Source organism: Alsobacter sp. R-9, assembly GCF_054612375.1.
Genome location: NZ_JBTSWJ010000001.1, coordinates 116,511 through 132,986, shown reverse-complemented (window position 1 = coordinate 132,986; position 16,476 = coordinate 116,511). Strand labels below are relative to the sequence as shown.

The following is a 16,476-nucleotide window of genomic DNA, read 5'->3' as shown; positions in this document are numbered from 1 at the left end:
GGGCCCCGGGGTGCCGCCCCGGGGTCAACGCTGGAAGCGAAGCCCCACGAGATACACGTTCGCCGTGTAGTCGGCGCCCTGGACGGAACTGTCCAGCCGTTCGTGCGCGACGCTGGCGCGGACCGCCACGGTGCGGTTCAGCTTCCAGTCGAGACGCAGGCCCGCCGTGTATCGATCCTCGGTGATCGGCACCCCCTGGTAGAGGGTCTGGCTCGCGCCGAGCGCCGCGGTCAGGCTCAGGTTGCGGCGCAAGGCGTGCGTGACCTCGATCCCTTCGGCGTAGACGAGGGCGCCGGACGCGCCGGACACCGTTGTCTCGGAGATATCGGTGCTGGCGCGCAGCTTGACGCTGGTGAGCGGCGTCGGCGTCCACAGCAGTGCCACGTCCGTGAGCACGCCCTCGATCGGCTGGAGCCGCGGGTCCTCGTAGCTCCGGGCGCCGTATCCGAGTGAGACTTCGCCGGTGACGATCCGGCTGAACTCGAGCGTCGTGCCGACGCGCCCGGCCCATCCGTTTGACGAACGCTCGTAGCCCCCGGCATCGATGGTCTGGTCGTAGAGGCGCTGGCTCAGCGCCACCTCGGCGAACGGCTGCACGCCCGGCGTGGCGTCATAGCCCGCCCGCAACCTGACGTCGTAGGCGTTGTAGTTGCGGTCGGACTCGTTGATCGTCGCGCCGCCCGGCCCCGACAGGTCCTGGTATTCGGTCCGGAGCACCCCGCCCCGCAGGCCCAGCGACGCGAGGCCGAAGCGCTGCGTCACGCCCGCCGTGCCTCCGTACTCGACGATGTTCCCGCGTTGGTTGGTCACGAACGGCTGCTCGATACCCGGTTGCTGGGTCGTCAGCCGCGACACCGCCGCGAGGTCGACGGTCGTGTCCCGGGCCGCGTCGAGCCGCAGGCCGATATCGGCCGTCGCCTCGGGCCGATCCGCGGCCGGCGTGTCGAAGAAGCGGTAGAAGGCACCTCGGATCACGGCCCGCAGGGCATGGCGCTGCCAGTCGCTCGCGACGTCGAGGCCGGCCTCGGTCTTCACCATCGGCGATCCGCCGCCGGGGTTGGGAATGCGATTGGGATTGGTGTCGTAGCCGCCGAGCATCTCGAGGCTCGGGCGAAGGATGAGGCCCCCGGTTCGCCACCCCAGCGGCGCATAGGGATCGACATCCTCGCGCCTGACGCGGCGCCGGACCTCCGGCTCGGACGACAGGGGCGGAGCGGCCTTCACCGCCGGAGTTGGTGTCCCCGGCTTCAGGGGTCCGATCGGCCGGTCGCCCGACGGCGGCAGGTCAGCAAAGCCCCTTGCGGGCTGCTGCCGGGTGCTCTTGCCAGAGCGCACCGGCTTCCCGACCACCGGATAGGTGCCGCGGAAGGCCGGCTTGTCATCCGTCACCCCGTCCCCGGAACCCTCCAGCGAGGGTCTCAGCGTCGGCGACGAACTTTGCGCGTGCACCGTCGAGGCCGCGCAAGCGGACGCGGCCGAGGCGAGAAGGGCGCAGGCAAGACGCCCTGCGGCGCGCACGGAAGACCCTCCGGACGAACGGAAAAGACCGCACGCAGCGTGCGGAACATGGTTAACACTCGTAAAACGGGCATGGTTAACGAGCGGTAAGTTCGGATAGCCGCAGCCCGTGTTCTTCCCCCTCCGCTCGTGCTAAGGCGCTGTCATGACGCATGACTCGACCGATCCGAGCGTCGCCTCCGCGCTGCGCACCATCGAGACCGAAGCAGCAGGCCTGGCCGCGCTGGGCGCGTCGCTGCGCGACGGCCTCGGCCCGGCCTTCTCCGCCGCCGTCCAGGCCATCGTCGCGGCGAGTGGGCGCGTCATCGTCACCGGGATGGGCAAGTCGGGCCACGTCGGGCGCAAGATCGCGGCGACGATGGCCTCGACGGGCACGCCTTCGCACTTCGTGCATCCGGGCGAGGCGAGCCACGGCGACCTCGGCATGATTCAGTCGGACGACGTGATCCTCGCTCTCTCATGGTCGGGCGAGACGGCCGAACTGAGCGACATCGTCGCCTATTCGCGCCGATTCTCGGTCAAGCTCGTCGGCATGACCTCCAACCCGGAGAGCGCGCTGGGGCGCCAGGCCGACATCCGGCTGATTCTTCCCCGCACCGCGGAGGCCTGCCCCAACGGCCTCGCGCCGACAACCTCGACGACCATGCAGCTGGCGCTCGGCGACGCGCTCGCGGTCGCCCTGCTCGAGGCGCGTGGCTTCGGCGCCAAGGACTTCCTCGTCTTCCACCCCGGCGGGAAGCTCGGTTCGCTGCTCAAGCAGGTGGGCAGCATCATGCACCGCGGCGAGGAGCTTCCGGTCGTGCCGCTCGGTACGAGCATGGCCGACGCCGTCGCCGAGATGTCGCGCAAGAGCTTCGGCTGCGTGTTCGTGACGAGCCCGGACGGGACCCTCGCCGGCATCATCACCGATGGCGACCTGCGCCGTCACATGGGCCCGGACCTGCCATCGCGGCCCGTCGAGGCGATCATGAACGCGTCGCCGAAGACGGTCCCGCCCGAGACGCTGCTGGCGGAGGCGCTCAAGATGATCGAGACGCGACGGATCACGTCGCTTGTCGTCACGCAGGACCGCCGGCCGGTCGGGCTCGTCCACATCATGGACCTGCTGCGGATCGGGGCGGCCTGAGCGTTCAGGCTCGCTCCACCTTCAGCAGCATGCCGTCCATTCCGACGACGCGGACCTGCGCGCCGGACGGGAGATCGGGCCCCTCGACCCGCCAGAGCGTATCGTCGACGCGAACACGTCCGCGCCCCTCGGAGATGGGCTCCTCCAGCACGAATGTGCGCCCAAGCAGCTTGGCGGCCCGGTCGTTCAGGGCGCTCTCGCCCCGCTGCCTCGGCGGGCCGATCAACCGGCGGCCCGTGAGCACGGCGATGACCGCGAGCACGGCGAACAACACCAGCGTCATCTCGACGGGCAGCTTGACGAGGAACAGCAGCAGGCCCGTCACCAGCGCGGCGAGACCCAGCCAGACCATGAAGGCTCCGGGCGCCAGCAGCTCGATCCCCATCAGGACGAGGCCGCCGATCACCCACCCCCAGGGACCGATATCGAGGATGGCCATGGCCGCGCCTCAGCCTGGCGCGGAGCCGGAGGGCGGGACCGACCCCCGCCTCGCCGCCGGCTGTCCGGCACCGCCGTCCGACAGGGCGGACTTGGCGATCTCGGCGATGCCGCCCAGCGAGCCGATGAAGGCGCCGGCCTCGACCGGCATCATCAGCACCTTCTGGTTGGGCGCGCTTGCCAGCGACTGCAGCGCCTTCACGTATTGCTGCGCGACGAAGTAGTTGATGGCCCCCATGTCGCCGCGGCCGATCGCCTCGCTCACGACGAGCGTGGCCTTTGCCTCGGCCTCCGCCGCGCGTTCGCGTGCCTCCGCGTCGCGGAACGCGGCCTCCTTGCGGCCCTCCGCCTCGAGGATCTGTGCCGCCTTGTGGCCCTCCGCCCGCAGGATCTCGGCCTGCCGCTGTCCCTCGGCCTCCAGGACCGCCGCGCGCTTCTCGCGCTCGGCCTTCATCTGGCGTGCCATCGAGTCGACGAGGTCCTTCGGCGGGACGATGTCCTTGATCTCGATGCGGTTGATCTTGACGCCCCACGGCGAGGCGGCGGCGTCGACCACGCGCAGCAGCCGATCGTTGATCTCGTCGCGGTGCGAGAGCAGCTGGTCGAGGTCCATCGAGCCCATGACGGTGCGGATGTTCGTCATCGTCAGCGTGAGGATCGCCTGCTCCAGGTTCGAGACCTCGTATGCGGCGTGGGCGGCGTCGAGGATGGTGTAGAAGGCGACGCCGTCGGCGGTCACCGTCGCGTTGTCGCGGGTGATCACCTCCTGGCTGGGCACCTCCAGGACCTGCTCCATGATGTTCATCTTGGAGCCGATGCTCTCGACATAGGGGATGATCAGCCCCAGGCCCGGCGTCAACGTGCGGGAATAGCGCCCGAAGCGCTCGACCGTGTAGTTGTAGCCCTGCGGCACCGTCTTGATGCCGGCGATCAGGGTCACGATCACGAAGACGACGAGCACGATCGCGAAGATCGTGAAACCGGATACCGGCATGCGAACCCCCTGCCCCTGGCGAATCGCGTCGGGCGCAGTCTCCGATGCCGCCCCGGTCGCGGCAAGCGGGCTCGCTGTCGCCCCCTAGAGGGTCGCCCAGCCCTGCAGTTCGCGCTCGACCACGTTGGCGATGACGTCCATGCCCTCGGGCGAGTCGTTGAGGCACGGAACGTAGGCGAACTGCTCGCCCCCGTGGTGGAGGAAGTGCTCCTTGTTCTCGCCCTCGATCTCCTCGAGCGTCTCGAGGCAGTCGGCCGAGAAGCCGGGGGCGATGACGAGGACCTTCTTCACGCCCTTGGCCGGCAGCTCGCCCATGGTGTCGATCAGGTAGGGCTTCAGCCACTCAGCCGAGCCGAAGCGCGACTGGAAGCAGGTCATGAAGCGGTCCTTGTCCCAGCCGAGCGTCTCGCGAAGCAGGCGCGACGTCTTCAGGCACTGGCAGTGGTAGGGATCGCCCTTGAGCAGGTATTCCTCCGGCACGCCGTGGTAGGACGCCACCAGCATGTCGGGCTCGAAGTCGATCTCTGCGAGCTTCGCCTTCACCGTCTTGGCCAGCGCGTCGATGTACACGGGATCGTCGTGCCACGGCGGGGCCACGCGTACCGCCGGCTGCCAGCGCATCCCCATCAGCGTCTCGAAGGCCTTGTCGCAGGCCGTCGCCGAGGTCGCAGCGCAGGACTGCGGGTAGAGCGGGACCAGCAGGATGCGCTCGCAGCCCTGCTCGTGCAGCCACTTGATCCGGTCCGGCGTCGAGGGGTTGCCGTAGCGCATGGCCCAGTCGACGACGATCCGCGGGTCGCGGTCGCGGATACGCGCGGCCAGCTGCTCCGCCTGAGAGCGGGTGATCGTCTTGAGCGGCCCTTCGTTGCGCTCCTTGTTCCAGATCGAGTCGTAGTCCTTGCCCTTGGGACCGGGCCGGACGGTCAGGATGATCAGGTTGAGGATCGGCCACCAGACCAGGCGCGGGGTCTCGATGACGCGCCGGTCGGAGAGGAACTCCTTCAGGTAACGGCGCATCGACCAGTAGTCGGTCGCGTCCGGCGTGCCCAGGTTGAGCAGCAGGACCCCGATCTTGCCCGCCTTGACGTCCGGGTGCCCGGCCGGCAGCGGACCCATCGCGCGGAACGAGGACGTGTCGGGGCGCGTGATCATGTTCATCGAAACCAACCTCTCGCCGACGCACCCTTACCGGAAGTCGCGCCGCCTGTCGTCCCGGAACGCACGGGACCGGCGTGCGGGGCACGCCGGTCCGGGTCCCGTCCGATGCGGCCCCGTGTGGCAGGGCCACCCGGCAACCTCTCATGGTCGCTTACGCACCTGCGAAAGGATCGGACCACAAGAGCCGTGCGGATCCGATCAGCGGATGACGATGCGGCCTTCCGTCTTGGCGTCGACCGTCTGCAACTTGCGGACGTAGGTCATGACCTCGTTCGCCAGCAGCTTGCCGTCGGTGTCGCCGATCAGGACCTTGCCCTTGCCGAGGCTGGTGTATCCGTCGCCGCCGGACAGCATGAAGTTGTTGGAGGCGACCTTGTAGAGCTTCGCCGGGTCGAGCGGCTGGCCATTGACGCTCACCGACACGATGCGCGAGCCCGCCGGCGCCTTGGCGTCGACCTCGACCTTGAGGCCGGATACCTGCGGGAAGCGGCCCGCGCGGTTCTCCAGCTGCGAAACGCCGTTCTCCAGCGCCGCGCGCAGGTCGGCGCCCGTGATCTCGACCATGACGGACGTGTTGCCGAACGGCAGCTCGGAGAGGATGTCCCGGCGCGTCAGCTTCACGCCCGCCGGGTACTGCTTGTTGGCGCGGATGCCGCCGCCGTTGGTGACGGCCACGTCGGCGCCCGTGGCGGAGCGGATCGCGTCGGCGATCAGGTTGCCGATCGCCGCCTCCTGCGAGCGCACGACCGCCGAGCGGCTGTCCAGCTCGTTCAGGCTGGTGCCGATCTCGACGTCCAGTTCCTTGCTGAGCATGTCCTCGTACTTCTTGACGACGGCCGCGACCTCGGGATCCGGATCCACCGTCGAGCTGTCGTGCACGCGGAAGCTCGGCGACCACGCCACCTTGCGGTCCTTGCCCTCGCCCGTCAACTGCACGACGAAGTCGATGGCCGTGACGAAGTTGCCTTCCTCGTTGCTCTCGACCGCGACGGTCTTGCCGTCGAAGGTGATCCACAGGTCGTGGTCGTGGCCAGACAGCAGCACGTCGACGAGGCGAGAGCGCACGATGGCCTCGTCCATCGTGCGGTCGGTGTGGGTGACCGCGACGAGGATATCGGCTCCTGCCTGCCGCAGGCGACCGGCCTGCGCGCGAAGCACCTCAAGCTCGTTGGTGAAGCGGATGTCGCCCGGCTGGGACATCTGCGGCGTCGTCGCGAGCGCGAGGCCGACCACGCCGACCTTCACCGGGCCGAGCTGGAAGACCTCGGAATCCTTCATGCCGGGAATGGGCGAGCCGTCCGCCTGGCGCATGTTGGCGCCGAAATAGGGGAACTTCGACTGGCCCATCAGCTTCAGGTAGTTGTCCTTGCCGAAATCGAACTCGTGGTTGCCGGGCACGAAGACGTCCGGCTTCACGAGGTTGGTCAGCTCGACGATGTGGGCGCCCTGGTCGAAGCCGGACATCAGCGACGGCGAGAACGTGTCGCCGGCGTGGCAGAAGAGCATCGGCACGCCGCGGGCGCGCTCGGCCTTCACGATGGCCCCGAGCCGGGGAAAGCCGCCGCGGCCCTTCTCGCCGTTCATCTTGTAGATGTCGTTGACCAGCAGCAGCGTGAACGCGGTGTTGGCCGATGCCGCGGTGGCCTCCTCGGACGACCCGGACAGCATCGACACCGAGAAACCGGCCGAAAGGCCGAGGCCGAGCGCGCGGCGGCGGGAAACGTTCGTCATGGGCTGTTCCTGGATGAGGGTCCGATGCCGCCACAATGGAATCTTGCCGCAGGCGAGACAAGAGCGCAGCCGCAGCCCGGCGGATGCTGAAAGCCAGCAAATCAGGTAGGCTTGCCACGGTTCTGCCGCGCTTCGGTGGTGTTGCGTTCAGGCTTCAGGAGGTCGCCTTGCATCGCATCGTCCGCCCCTTCTTCGCCGCCCTGGCTGCCGGATGGGCCGCCACGGCAGTCACGCCGGCTGCCGCGCACCCCCATGTCTGGGTCGAGGTGCGGGCCGAACTCGTCTACGGCGCGGGCGGATCGGTGACGGCCGTGAAGCACCGCTGGACCTTCGACGAGGGCTACACGACCTTCGCGATCCAGGGCCTCGACGCCAACAAGGACGGCGTCTACTCGCAGGAGGAACTGGCCGATCTCGCGAAGGTGAACACGGAATCCCTCGCCGAGTTCGGTTACTTCACCGTCCTCAAGGCGGACGGGAAGCGGCAGGACTTCGACGCGCCGCGAGACGCCGTGCTCGATCACGACGGCAAGTCCCTGACCTTGTCCTTCCTCCTGCCGGTCAAGACACCGACCGCCGCCAAGCGGACCCTCTTCCTCGATGTCTACGACCCGACCTTCTTCGTCGACTTCAGCTACGCGCCGGACGACAAGGCCGTGACCCTGGCGGGGGCGCCCGCCGGCTGCGCCGTCCAGATCACCCGGCCGAAGAAGCCGGACCTCACCGCCCAGCAGAAGCTCGGCGAGGATTATTTCGCGAACGCCAACATGGGCATCCAGTTCGCGAGCAAGGTGCTCGTGGCGTGCCCGTGAGGGGTTCCGCGTCATGACTGCGCTCGAGACACGCTCGTCGGCGGGGGTCGGCCGCCTCGCGCGCGCCGTGCGGGTCGCGCTCGTCGCCGCGGCAGCCCTTGGCGTGGTGCTGCTGGCTGGAACACTCCTCACCCTCCTCGTCGGGCCCGCCCCGCCCCCGCCCCCGCGCAACCCCTTCGGAGTGGGCATCCGGGAGGGGGGTGGCGCGTCTGGCGGGATCGTGGGATGGATCCTCGCGGTGCAGGCCGGGTTCTACCGGCAGTTCACCGGACTGGTCCGCAGCTACGCCTCGGAGGCAGGCTCCGTGTGGCCGCTCGTCGGGCTTGGGTTCCTTTACGGCGTGTTCCATGCCGCAGGGCCCGGCCACGGCAAGGCCGTCATCTCCGCCTGGATCTTCGCCAACGAACGCGCGCTGCGGCGCGGCATCGGGCTGGCCTTCGCCGCGGCACTCCTCCAGGCGGTCGTCGCAGTCGCCCTTGTGAGCGTGCTGAGCCTCGCCATCGGCGCCACTGCCCGGACGATGACGAACGTCACCGGCGCCGTGGAGACGCTGAGCTTCGCCGCCGTGGCCGCCGTCGGGGCATGGCTGCTGTGGCGCAAGGCCGGCGACCTCGCCGGCCGGCTCTGGCCCGACCTCGTTGCCCACAACCATGCGCCGGGCGAGGCCTGCGGTCCCGGCTGCAGCCACGGCCACCTGCCCGGCCCCGAGGCAGCGTCGGCGCAGGGCTGGAAGGGCGCCGCGGGCGTCGTGCTCGCAGCCGGGCTGCGTCCCTGCACGGGTGCGATCATCGTGCTCGTCTTCGCGCTGGCGCAGTCGGTATTTGCGGCCGGCGTCGCCGCGACCGTCGCCATGGCCCTCGGCACGGCCCTGGTCACGAGCGCGCTGGCCGCCTTCTCGGTCTTCGCCAAGGCCGGCGCGCTGCGGCTCGCCGCGGCGAGCGGACCGCGCGCGGCACTGGCCGGGTCAGCGCTGGAGGTGGTGGCCGCCGCCGCCGTGCTGGCGCTGGGCAGCGCGCTGCTGCTGGGGTTCTGGTCTCAGGCCGGCGGCTAGAGCCGCAGGTCGCGCACCATGTAGCGCGCGTCGCCGCCGTAGCCGGCGAGTTTCTCCGCCAGCCGTGGATCGTCCTGGACAACGAAGCCGTGCCCCTGCCAGAACGGCACCGTCCCCGACACGGCCACGAGTGAGGCGGACGGCGCGTTGGCGCGGTAGGCGTCCCGCACGATGCGGCGGACGATCGTTCCGGCGGCGCCCGCCCCGCGCAACCGCGGCAGAACGGCGATGTCGTGGATGTAGCGCGTGGCTTCCGCCGGCAGCGGGGCAATCAGCGCGTCGAGCGGCACGGGCTCGCCGGCCCGCCACGGATGGCTGACGGCATAGCCGCCAACGGGACCAGCCGACCCGGTGAGGACCCAGCACCCGCCGGGAAACAGCGCCAGCCGCTCGGCGAAGACCTCTCTCCGCTCCGGATAGGCCTCGTGGATGGCGCAGGCGACGGCGAAGACGCCGTCGAGGTCCTGCTCCGTCATCGGACGCCACGTCGCGGCGGAAGAGGGGGGCCGGACGTCGCCGCTCGAACCGACCAACGCTCAGTCCCGCCGGGCGAGTGGATCGTTCTCGAGCAGGATCGGCTGCCCGTGGGGCGTCGCCCGGGCCGCGCGGTCCCACGCGTCGCGCCGCGCCGCGAGGCCGTCCTGCGTCGCCGCGCCCTTGGCCACCACGAGCGCCTCGAGCGCCGCAAGCCAGTGGGAATAGTACGTCTCGCCGGTGTCCGGATCGCCCGCCGCCGCGGCCTTGCGGATCTGGTCCGCGAGCGCGTCGGCCCACTCGGGCCACGTGAACAGCCCCGCTTCGTGCAGCGACAACGCCATGGCGAAGGCCTGCGCCTCCCACGGCTCGCGGAACACGGGACCTTCCGCGTCGCACGGGATGGAGGGAACGGCGGCTAGGGCGCGGGCGGCGGCGGAGGGCGAGGTCATGGCGCCGGCTCCAGATAGGGCTCCCAGCAATCGACGCTGACGCTGAGCGTCGGGTCGCTGCCCGGTCCCCACAGCTCCGGCCCGTCGAAGACGACGCCGTAGCACCAGCGCGGGTCCTCGCCCTTGCCATGGGCGTTGCTGTCCGGGAAGACGAACACACCATGCACGCGCTCGATCCGCCCCACCTTGCCGCGCGCGTAGCGCGGCAGGCGGGTGTGGCCCACCGGGTGGATGTTGAGCGTGCGGACAAGGTCGCCGACGGCGAACCGGGCCGGGGTCGTCGCCGGCCGGCTGCACGGACCGCCGCGCGCCAGCGCCGCCTCCATCGCCTCGGCCGTCATCGCCGGCCGAGCCGTCGCCCGCGCCAGGCGCAGCGACCGTCCGGCGGCGATTTCGTCGTCGTCGACGAGACCGCGGGCGCGCAGGAGCTTCGTCAGGCCCTTGATCCAGATCTCGTAGTAGCTCGACGTCAGGTACTCGGGCGGCGGCAGCGTCTCGCGAGCGTGACGGCTCACGTCGAGGTTCCACTCGCCGAGCCCGGCGGCCGCAATCGTCACCGCCAGCGCACGCTTTTCCCACGCCGCGTGGAACAGCGGCTCGTCGATCTCCGGCACGACAGGCCCGAATCCCATCATGCCGCCGAGGTCCTGGGCGCCGTTCATGCCGGCACCGCGGCGGGATCGAGCGGCAGCCCCGTGCCGATCATGCTGTCGCGGGTGACGAGCGCGGCGAGCCGCTCCTCATCCCATCCTTCCGTGCCGGCGGGCCGCATCGGCAGCACGAGATAGCGGAGTTCGGCCGTCGAGTCCCAGACGCGGATGGACGTGCCCTCGGGCAGTGTCACGCCGCAGTCGGCGAGCACGCCGCGCGGGTCGATGACGGCGCGCGAGCGATAGGGCGCCGACTTGTACCAGACGGGCGGGAGCCCCAGCACGGGCCAAGGGTAGCAGGAGCACAAGGTGCACACGACGAGGTTGTGGGTGTCGGGCGTGTTCTCGACGATGACCATGTCCTCGCCCTGCCGCCCGCCGAAGCCGAGTTCGGCGATGGCCGCCGTCGCATCGTGGCGCAGCCGCTCGAGATAGGCGGGATCGCTCCAGGCGCGGGCCACCACCTGCGCGCCATTCCGGGGCCCGATCTTCGTCTCGTAGGTCTCGATCAGGACGTCGAGCGCCGCCGGGTCGATCAGGCCCTTCTCGGTCAGGATCGACTCGAGCGCCCGGACCCGAAGGGCCGTCTCCGACAGTTCGGAATGGTCGTGGTCGTGATGATGGTCGTGGTGATGCTCATGGTCATGGTCGTGCGAATGCCCGCCGTGGCCATGTCCGTGTTCGTGGTCGTGCGAATGTCCGCCCATGTCGCGCCTGCCTGCCGCACCGTGGCGGCCCTGGCGCAGACTAGCGCCGGCGGACCGGCGCCGCCAAGCGTCGGCTCAGGCGACCGCGTGCGCGAAGTTGGCAACGTGGATGACGAGCAGCGCCGTCAGGCCGGCAATGATCAGCACGTCGATGAGCCGGTAGCTCTCGACCTCCCGCATCCGGCGAACGTAACGGGCGAAATGCAGCGCCTGCCTCATCGAAGCCTCCCGAGGCCGCCATCTGCAACCTCAGGCTACATGATGCTCGGCACCCGTGAAAAGCGAGCAAAGAGGCTTGGTATAGTTTTAGTATCTTCAGGCGATCCGCACCGCCGCGGCGCGTGCGACCTTCACGGCGAGACGCACCAGCGACAGGTCCGACCCCGCCGGGCCGATCAACGACAGGCCGAACGGCGCGCCGTCTTGGAAGCCGGCGGGGATCGACACCTGGGGGCAGCCCGACAGGCCCGACAGGCAGAGCAGCCGCAGCGCCTGCGCGCGGTCGGCCTCCAGCGCCTCGCCCGACGCGTCGAGCCGCGGCGCAGGGCCCGGGACGGTCGGCAGCAGCAGCACGCCGTCTGTGCCGAGCATCGACCGGAAAGCCGCCCTGAACGCCTTGCGGACTGCAACCGACTCCTTCACGTCGGCCTTCGACACGTCCCGGCCGTAGAAGAACCGGTCGGCGATGGCTGGCATCAGCGCGGGGCGCCAGCGGGTGATGAAGTCGCCGTGCGACTGCCACGATTCGGTCCCCTGCAGCCGGCGGAAGGCCCAGTAGAGCGGGTCGAACCCGCCGGGGACGGCGCGGATCTCCTCCACCGGACGCAGCATCGTGTCGATGCGGGCGACCACCGCGTCCAGGGCGCGCCGAGGGCCGTCTTGCGCCAGCGCGAAGCAGTCGTCCGCCTTCAGCAGCCGCACCTCGGCCGGCAGCGGCGCCGTGTCCGCGTCGAAGATCGCAGCGGCCACGCGCTCAAAGGTCCTCGCGTCGCGGGTAAACCAGCCGGGCGTGTCGAAGGTCGGAGCCAGCGGCATCGTCATGTCCAGCGGCAGGCGCCCGTGCGTGGGGCGGATGCCGAAGATCCCGCAGTAGCTGGCCGGTCCGCGCACCGAGCCCCCGGTGTCGGAGCCCAGCCCGATGTCGCACAGCCGCGCGGCCGTCGCAGCCGCCGAGCCGGAGGACGAGCCGCCCGGCACGCGCTGCGGGTCGGCCGGGTTGGTCGGCGTGCCGAAATGGTCGTTGAGGCCGTTCAGCGAGTAGGCGAGTTCGACGGTGTGGGTCTTCCCGACGAAACGCGCGCCCGCGTCGAGAAAGCGCCGCGCGATGGGAGCGGTCGCCGTCTTGATGCCGGAGAGCGCGAGCTTGGTCGGGTTGCCGCAGCCCGTCGGGTAGCCGGCGACGTCGAAGATGTCCTTCACCGCGAGGGTGAGGCCCTCCAGCGGACCGCTGGTGGCACTGGCGACCGGCGCGGGCGGATAGGGCACGAAGGCGTGGACGGCATCGTCGGCGTCGAGCATGGGAAGTCCGGTGTGAGACGGCGGAGGCGCCACCTTCACCCGCCGCGGGGACGGCGGCAAGCCTCTCAAAGGCCGGCCGAACCGCCGTCCGACCGGGGATCGTGCGCTGCGGCCACAGAGCCGTCGCGCGGCTTGCGCGACAGCATGCCGGCATGGCCGAAGCCGTCGGAATAGGCGTCCGCCACCACCTCCACGTGGTGTCCCGCCTTCTCAAGCGCGCGCACGAGCGATGGATCGAAGCGGTTCTCCAGCTTCAGCGAGGTGGCCGAATCGCCCCATGTCTTGCCGAGCAGGAAGCGCGGCGCGTCGAGGGTTTCGGCAATGCCGCGGCCGAACAGGGCATGGCGGGTGAATATCGTCGCCTGGAACTGCGGCTGCCCGTCCCCGCCCATGCTGCCGTAGGAGATGACGCGGCCGTCGTCCAACGCCGCCAGCGCCGGGTTCAGCGTGTGGAACGGCTTGCGGCCCGGCTCCAGCGGGTTCACCGCGGAAGGGTCCAGCGAGAACGAGATGCCGCGGTTCTGCCAGTGGATGCCCGTGCGCGGCAGGACGCAGCCGGAGCCATACTCCCAGTAGATGGACTGGATGTAGGATACCGCGAGGCCGTTGCCGTCGATCGCGCCCATCCACACCGTGTCGCCCTCGCCCCAGGCGAGCGGAAAGAGCGCCGCCCGCTCCATCGACACCTGCGCCGCCTCGCGCGCCAACCGCTCCGGCGTCAGGAACGCGCGCGGATCGAGCCGCAGCCGGTCCGGATCGGTGACGACGGCATCGCGCACGCGGAAGGCCCGCTTGGTCGCCTCGACGAGCCCGTGGATGTGCTCGAAGCCCTCTCCCCGGGGCACGCCGAGCCGCGAGAAGATGCCGAGGATCATCAGCGAGGCGAGGCCCTGCGTCGGCGGCGGGAAGTTGTAGAGCGTGGCGCCGGGGATGGCCGTCGACAGCGGTTCGACCATCCGCGCGCGGAAACGCTCGAGGTCGGCGCGGGTGACGGGGGCGCCGATGCGGTCGAGGTCGGCCGCGATCTCGCGCCCCACGTCGCCCCGATAGAAGTCGTCCGGACCCGCGCTCGCGAGGTGATCCAGCATGCCGGCGAGCGCCGGCATCCGGCGCAGCGTGCCAGCAGCGGGCGTCTTGCCGTCGACGAGGAAGGTTTCTGCAAAGCCGGGGGCGGCCGCCAGCGCCTCGGGCGCATTCGCGCGGGTCCGCGCCTCTGAGGGAGAGACTTCGTAGCCGTTGCGGGCGTGGCCGATGGCTGCGCCGAGCAGGACGGACCACGGCAGCCGACCGCCGAGGCTGCGGGAGAGGTCCTGGGCGAGGGCCCAGCCGCCCGGCGTTCCGGCCACCGTCACGGCGGCATCGGGTCCGCGGGAGGGAATGGTGTCGTGACCCTTGTCTCGGTAGCGGCGGATGGTGGCCCTCTCGCCCGCCGGGCCGCAGGCCTCGATGGCGTGCACCCGCCCGCCCGGCTCGCGGACGATCCAGAACCCGTCGCCGCCGATGGCGTTCATGTGCGGGTAGACCACGGCGATGGTCGAGGCCATGGCCATCATGGCCTCGATGGCGTTGCCCCCCTCGGCCAGGATCGCCCGGCCCGCTTCGGCGGCGGCGGCATGCGGGGCCGCGACGGCGGCACGGGCGAAGACGGGGGTATCATCGGACATCGGACGGGGTTCTCGCTGGAGGTCGCGGCGCGCCGCCGCCTTGCCTTGGGACCGCGCAGCATATAGTCGAAGAGGCCGGATCGACCATGGAGCCGCGCGTGGCCAACAAGGGCACCATCAACACACGGAACCTGCTGACCATCGTCAGCCTGGGGATCCTCGTGGGTACCGAGATCATCGGCGTGGCGCTGGCGGCCGGCTGGGCCCTGTCCGGGCTGTTCGAGCTCCACCTCGTGTTCGGCCGCAACATCGAGTTCGTGCTGATGGGTCTCTTCGCCGCCGTGGGCATGTACGCGATGTATCGCTTCATGCAGAAGGCCATCCAGGTCGAGCCCATCCGCGACTGAGAGCGCCCCGCGGCGGTCAGACCGCCGCCACATTGATCCAGGAAAAGGCGCCGCGCCCGGCTCGCGGCGGCCCTTTGGCGGTGGACCGTCGGCCGCCGACGGTTGCGCAAATCGATGTCGCGCCCAATATGCGGACTGCCATGAGCCTCGACCGTCGCCATTTCCTCCAGCTCGCCGCCGCGGTGAATGCCGCCGCACTCCTGCCTTCCGTCGCATCGGCGGCCGATGATCCGCCGGCGGCCCCGCCGTTGACCTACGGCCCGGCGACACCCTTCAGCTACGACAGCCTGAAGGCGCTGGCGAAGCTGCGGGCGCAGAAGTCCTACGTGGCGCCTCCCCGCCCCGACCCGTCGATCGTCAAGCAGATCGACTACGACGCGCATGGCAAGCTCCGCTACAAGCTGGAGTCTGCCTTGTGGAGCAACAGCGGGGGCGTCTATCCGGTCAGCTTCCAGCACGTCGGGATGTATTTCCCCAAGACGGTGCGGATGCACGTGGTCGAGAACGGCTCGGCCCGCGAGGTGCACTACAACCCGGCGCTGTTCATGGGTGGCCCGGACCATGTCGCCCGCAAGCTGCCGGAGGAACCCTCCGCCTTCGCCGGCTTCTGGGTGCACGAGACCCGGTCGGGCCCGAACTGGAAGAAGCTCGAGCCCTGGGCGACGTTCCTTGGCGCATCCTACTTCCGGGCCATCGGCGAGCTCGGCCAGGTCGGCCTCTCGGCCCGCGGCATCGCGCTGGCGCCCGGCACGGCGAGCCCGGAGGAGTTCCCCGACTTCGTCGAGTTCTGGTTCGAGCCGGCAGCGAAGGAGGACGACCCGCTCTACGTCAGCGCCCTTCTCGACGGCCCGAGCCTGACCGGCGCCTACCGGTTCGGCCTGCGCCGGACGAAGGGCGTGATCATGGACATCGAGGCGGCGCTGTTCCTGCGCCGGCCGATCGACCGGCTCGGCCTCGCGCCGTTGACCTCGATGTACTGGTATTCCGAGACCGTGAAGCAGACGGCCGTCGACTGGCGGCCGGAAATCCACGATTCCGACGGCCTCGCGATATGGACGGGCAGCGGCGAGCGGATCTGGCGCCCCCTCAACAACCCGCCACGGATCATGGTGTCGAGCTTCGTCGATACCGACGTTCGCGGCTACGGGCTGTGCCAGCGCGACCGGGACTTCAACAACTACCAGGATGGCGTGCGCTACCACCTTCGCCCGTCCGCCTGGATCGAGCCGGTGGGCAAGTGGGGCAAGGGCGCTATCCAGCTCACGGAGATCCCGACCGACGACGAGATCCACGACAACATCGTGGCCATGTGGGTCCCGGCCGAGCCGACCGCCGCCGGCCAGGCGATCGACGTCAAGTACCGGCTGCACTGGATGGCCGACGAGGCCTTCCCGGGAAATCTGGCGCGCTGCGTCGCGACGCGGCTGGGCAACGGCGGCCAGCCCGGCCAGCCGCGGCCCAAGGGCGTGCGCAAGTTCATGGTGGAGTTCAAGGGCGACGTGCTTGCGCGGCTGCCCTTCGGCGTGAAGCCCGAGCCGGTGCTGTGGGCGTCCCGCGGGAGCTTCTCCTACATCTTCACCGAGGCCGTGCCCAATGACGTGCCCGGCCACTGGCGCGCCCAGTTCGACCTGACGGTCGACGGCGCCGACCCCGTGGAAATGCGGCTGTTCCTCAAGTCGGGGGACACCGTGCTCAGCGAGACGTGGCTCTACCAGTACCATCCGTTCTGAGCCGGACGGCCCGTCACGAGCCTGTGTAACATAGTAACATCCGACTTGCGATCGTCGGATGTTACGTTATAACGTTCCGGACATGCGGGGCGGCACTCCGACCGCC

The 16,476-nt window shown here is 70.1% G+C and carries 17 protein-coding genes; 5 read left to right on the top strand and 12 right to left on the bottom strand.

All coding sequences use genetic code 11. The features are described from left to right. Positions 1 to 24 precede the first annotated feature (24 nt). On the bottom strand, positions 25 to 1,389 hold the full coding sequence (locus tag ACX9GQ_RS00655) for an outer membrane beta-barrel protein (protein WP_459627595.1): 1,365 nt from the start codon (positions 1,387 to 1,389) through the stop codon (positions 25 to 27). Positions 1,390 to 1,663: 274 nt separating this feature from the next. On the opposite strand from ACX9GQ_RS00655, the gene ACX9GQ_RS00650 reads away from it, so the two are divergent. Then, positions 1,664 to 2,644, top strand: coding sequence for a KpsF/GutQ family sugar-phosphate isomerase (locus ACX9GQ_RS00650; protein WP_459627594.1), 981 nt, complete (start codon positions 1,664 to 1,666; stop codon positions 2,642 to 2,644). 4 nt (positions 2,645 to 2,648) lie between these two features. Here the strand turns inward: ACX9GQ_RS00650 and ACX9GQ_RS00645 are convergent, their stop codons facing one another. From ACX9GQ_RS00645 to ACX9GQ_RS00630, 4 genes are all read right to left on the bottom strand, one after another. After that, positions 2,649 to 3,083 carry an NfeD family protein gene (locus ACX9GQ_RS00645; protein WP_459627593.1) on the bottom strand — a complete coding sequence of 145 codons (435 nt, stop codon included), beginning with the start codon at positions 3,081 to 3,083 and terminating at the stop codon, positions 2,649 to 2,651. A gap of 9 nt (positions 3,084 to 3,092) precedes the next feature. Further along, positions 3,093 to 4,076, bottom strand: a complete 984-nt coding sequence (locus ACX9GQ_RS00640; RefSeq protein WP_459627592.1) for an SPFH domain-containing protein — start codon at positions 4,074 to 4,076, stop codon at positions 3,093 to 3,095. 84 nt (positions 4,077 to 4,160) lie between these two features. Further along, positions 4,161 to 5,234 (bottom strand): ferrochelatase, encoded by a 1,074-nt coding sequence (gene hemH / locus ACX9GQ_RS00635; RefSeq protein ID WP_459627591.1) that lies wholly within the window; start codon positions 5,232 to 5,234, stop codon positions 4,161 to 4,163. A 198-nt stretch (positions 5,235 to 5,432) separates the two neighbouring features. Beyond that, positions 5,433 to 6,965 (bottom strand): bifunctional metallophosphatase/5'-nucleotidase, encoded by a 1,533-nt coding sequence (locus tag ACX9GQ_RS00630; RefSeq protein WP_459627590.1) that lies wholly within the window; start codon positions 6,963 to 6,965, stop codon positions 5,433 to 5,435. Positions 6,966 to 7,132: 167 nt separating this feature from the next. Here ACX9GQ_RS00630 and ACX9GQ_RS00625 point away from each other — a divergent pair, with 167 nt between their 5' ends. Continuing rightward, on the top strand, positions 7,133 to 7,777 hold the full coding sequence (locus ACX9GQ_RS00625) for a DUF1007 family protein (RefSeq protein WP_459627589.1): 645 nt from the start codon (positions 7,133 to 7,135) through the stop codon (positions 7,775 to 7,777). 13 nt (positions 7,778 to 7,790) lie between these two features. Continuing rightward, entirely contained in the window at positions 7,791 to 8,828 is a 1,038-nt protein-coding gene (locus tag ACX9GQ_RS00620; protein WP_459627588.1) for a nickel/cobalt transporter, read from the top strand. Here ACX9GQ_RS00620 and ACX9GQ_RS00615 read toward each other — a convergent pair. The 7 genes from ACX9GQ_RS00615 to ACX9GQ_RS00585 all read right to left on the bottom strand — a co-directional run bounded on the left by ACX9GQ_RS00615 (position 8,825) and on the right by ACX9GQ_RS00585 (position 14,293). Continuing rightward, the gene (locus tag ACX9GQ_RS00615) at positions 8,825 to 9,304 is read right to left on the bottom strand and encodes a GNAT family N-acetyltransferase (RefSeq protein WP_459627587.1); all 480 of its coding nucleotides are present in this window, start codon (positions 9,302 to 9,304) and stop codon (positions 8,825 to 8,827) included. The two genes, ACX9GQ_RS00620 and ACX9GQ_RS00615, sit on opposite strands and share 4 nt — an antisense overlap. 60 nt (positions 9,305 to 9,364) lie before the next feature. After that, positions 9,365 to 9,754: a nitrile hydratase accessory protein gene (locus ACX9GQ_RS00610; protein ID WP_459627586.1), complete on the bottom strand. Its 390-nt coding sequence runs from the start codon at positions 9,752 to 9,754 to the stop codon at positions 9,365 to 9,367. Further along, entirely contained in the window at positions 9,751 to 10,416 is a 666-nt protein-coding gene (gene nthB / locus ACX9GQ_RS00605) for a nitrile hydratase subunit beta (protein WP_459627585.1), read from the bottom strand. Before nthB ends, ACX9GQ_RS00610 begins: the two co-directional genes overlap by 4 nt. Beyond that, positions 10,413 to 11,111: a nitrile hydratase subunit alpha gene (gene nthA / locus ACX9GQ_RS00600; RefSeq protein ID WP_459627584.1), complete on the bottom strand. Its 699-nt coding sequence runs from the start codon at positions 11,109 to 11,111 to the stop codon at positions 10,413 to 10,415. Before nthA ends, nthB begins: the two co-directional genes overlap by 4 nt. A gap of 75 nt (positions 11,112 to 11,186) precedes the next feature. Next, positions 11,187 to 11,330, bottom strand: coding sequence for a hypothetical protein (locus tag ACX9GQ_RS00595; RefSeq protein WP_459627583.1), 144 nt, complete (start codon positions 11,328 to 11,330; stop codon positions 11,187 to 11,189). A 96-nt stretch (positions 11,331 to 11,426) separates the two neighbouring features. After that, a complete protein-coding gene (locus ACX9GQ_RS00590; RefSeq protein WP_459627582.1) occupies positions 11,427 to 12,629 on the bottom strand; it encodes an amidase in 1,203 nt (400 codons plus the stop codon). A gap of 65 nt (positions 12,630 to 12,694) precedes the next feature. Continuing rightward, a complete protein-coding gene (locus tag ACX9GQ_RS00585) occupies positions 12,695 to 14,293 on the bottom strand; it encodes a gamma-glutamyltransferase family protein (protein WP_459627581.1) in 1,599 nt (532 codons plus the stop codon). Positions 14,294 to 14,379: 86 nt separating this feature from the next. Here ACX9GQ_RS00585 and ACX9GQ_RS00580 point away from each other — a divergent pair, with 86 nt between their 5' ends. Then, a complete protein-coding gene (locus tag ACX9GQ_RS00580; protein ID WP_459627580.1) occupies positions 14,380 to 14,640 on the top strand; it encodes a hypothetical protein in 261 nt (86 codons plus the stop codon). Positions 14,641 to 14,780: 140 nt separating this feature from the next. Then, a complete protein-coding gene (locus tag ACX9GQ_RS00575) occupies positions 14,781 to 16,370 on the top strand; it encodes an OpgD/OpgG family glucan biosynthesis protein (RefSeq protein ID WP_459627579.1) in 1,590 nt (529 codons plus the stop codon). Positions 16,371 to 16,476: the final 106 nt, after the last annotated feature.

Bases quoted from the DNA above. Each gene is read 5' to 3' on its own strand.
- ACX9GQ_RS00630 (WP_459627590.1), bottom strand. From the start codon at position 6,965: ATGACGAACGTTTCCCGCCGCCGCGCGCTCGGCCTCGGCCTTTCGGCC.
- ACX9GQ_RS00610 (WP_459627586.1), bottom strand. From the start codon at position 9,754: ATGACCTCGCCCTCCGCCGCCGCCCGCGCCCTAGCCGCCGTTCCCTCC.
- ACX9GQ_RS00615 (WP_459627587.1), bottom strand. From the start codon at position 9,304: ATGACGGAGCAGGACCTCGACGGCGTCTTCGCCGTCGCCTGCGCCATC.
- nthA (WP_459627584.1), bottom strand. From the start codon at position 11,111: ATGGGCGGACATTCGCACGACCACGAACACGGACATGGCCACGGCGGG.
- ACX9GQ_RS00620 (WP_459627588.1), top strand. From the start codon at position 7,791: ATGACTGCGCTCGAGACACGCTCGTCGGCGGGGGTCGGCCGCCTCGCG.
- nthB (WP_459627585.1), bottom strand. From the start codon at position 10,416: ATGAACGGCGCCCAGGACCTCGGCGGCATGATGGGATTCGGGCCTGTC.
- ACX9GQ_RS00595 (WP_459627583.1), bottom strand. From the start codon at position 11,330: ATGAGGCAGGCGCTGCATTTCGCCCGTTACGTTCGCCGGATGCGGGAG.
- ACX9GQ_RS00640 (WP_459627592.1), bottom strand. From the start codon at position 4,076: ATGCCGGTATCCGGTTTCACGATCTTCGCGATCGTGCTCGTCGTCTTC.
- ACX9GQ_RS00575 (WP_459627579.1), top strand. From the start codon at position 14,781: ATGAGCCTCGACCGTCGCCATTTCCTCCAGCTCGCCGCCGCGGTGAAT.
- ACX9GQ_RS00650 (WP_459627594.1), top strand. From the start codon at position 1,664: ATGACGCATGACTCGACCGATCCGAGCGTCGCCTCCGCGCTGCGCACC.
- ACX9GQ_RS00580 (WP_459627580.1), top strand. From the start codon at position 14,380: ATGGAGCCGCGCGTGGCCAACAAGGGCACCATCAACACACGGAACCTG.
- ACX9GQ_RS00590 (WP_459627582.1), bottom strand. From the start codon at position 12,629: ATGCTCGACGCCGACGATGCCGTCCACGCCTTCGTGCCCTATCCGCCC.
- ACX9GQ_RS00585 (WP_459627581.1), bottom strand. From the start codon at position 14,293: ATGTCCGATGATACCCCCGTCTTCGCCCGTGCCGCCGTCGCGGCCCCG.
- hemH (WP_459627591.1), bottom strand. From the start codon at position 5,234: ATGAACATGATCACGCGCCCCGACACGTCCTCGTTCCGCGCGATGGGT.
- ACX9GQ_RS00645 (WP_459627593.1), bottom strand. From the start codon at position 3,083: ATGGCCATCCTCGATATCGGTCCCTGGGGGTGGGTGATCGGCGGCCTC.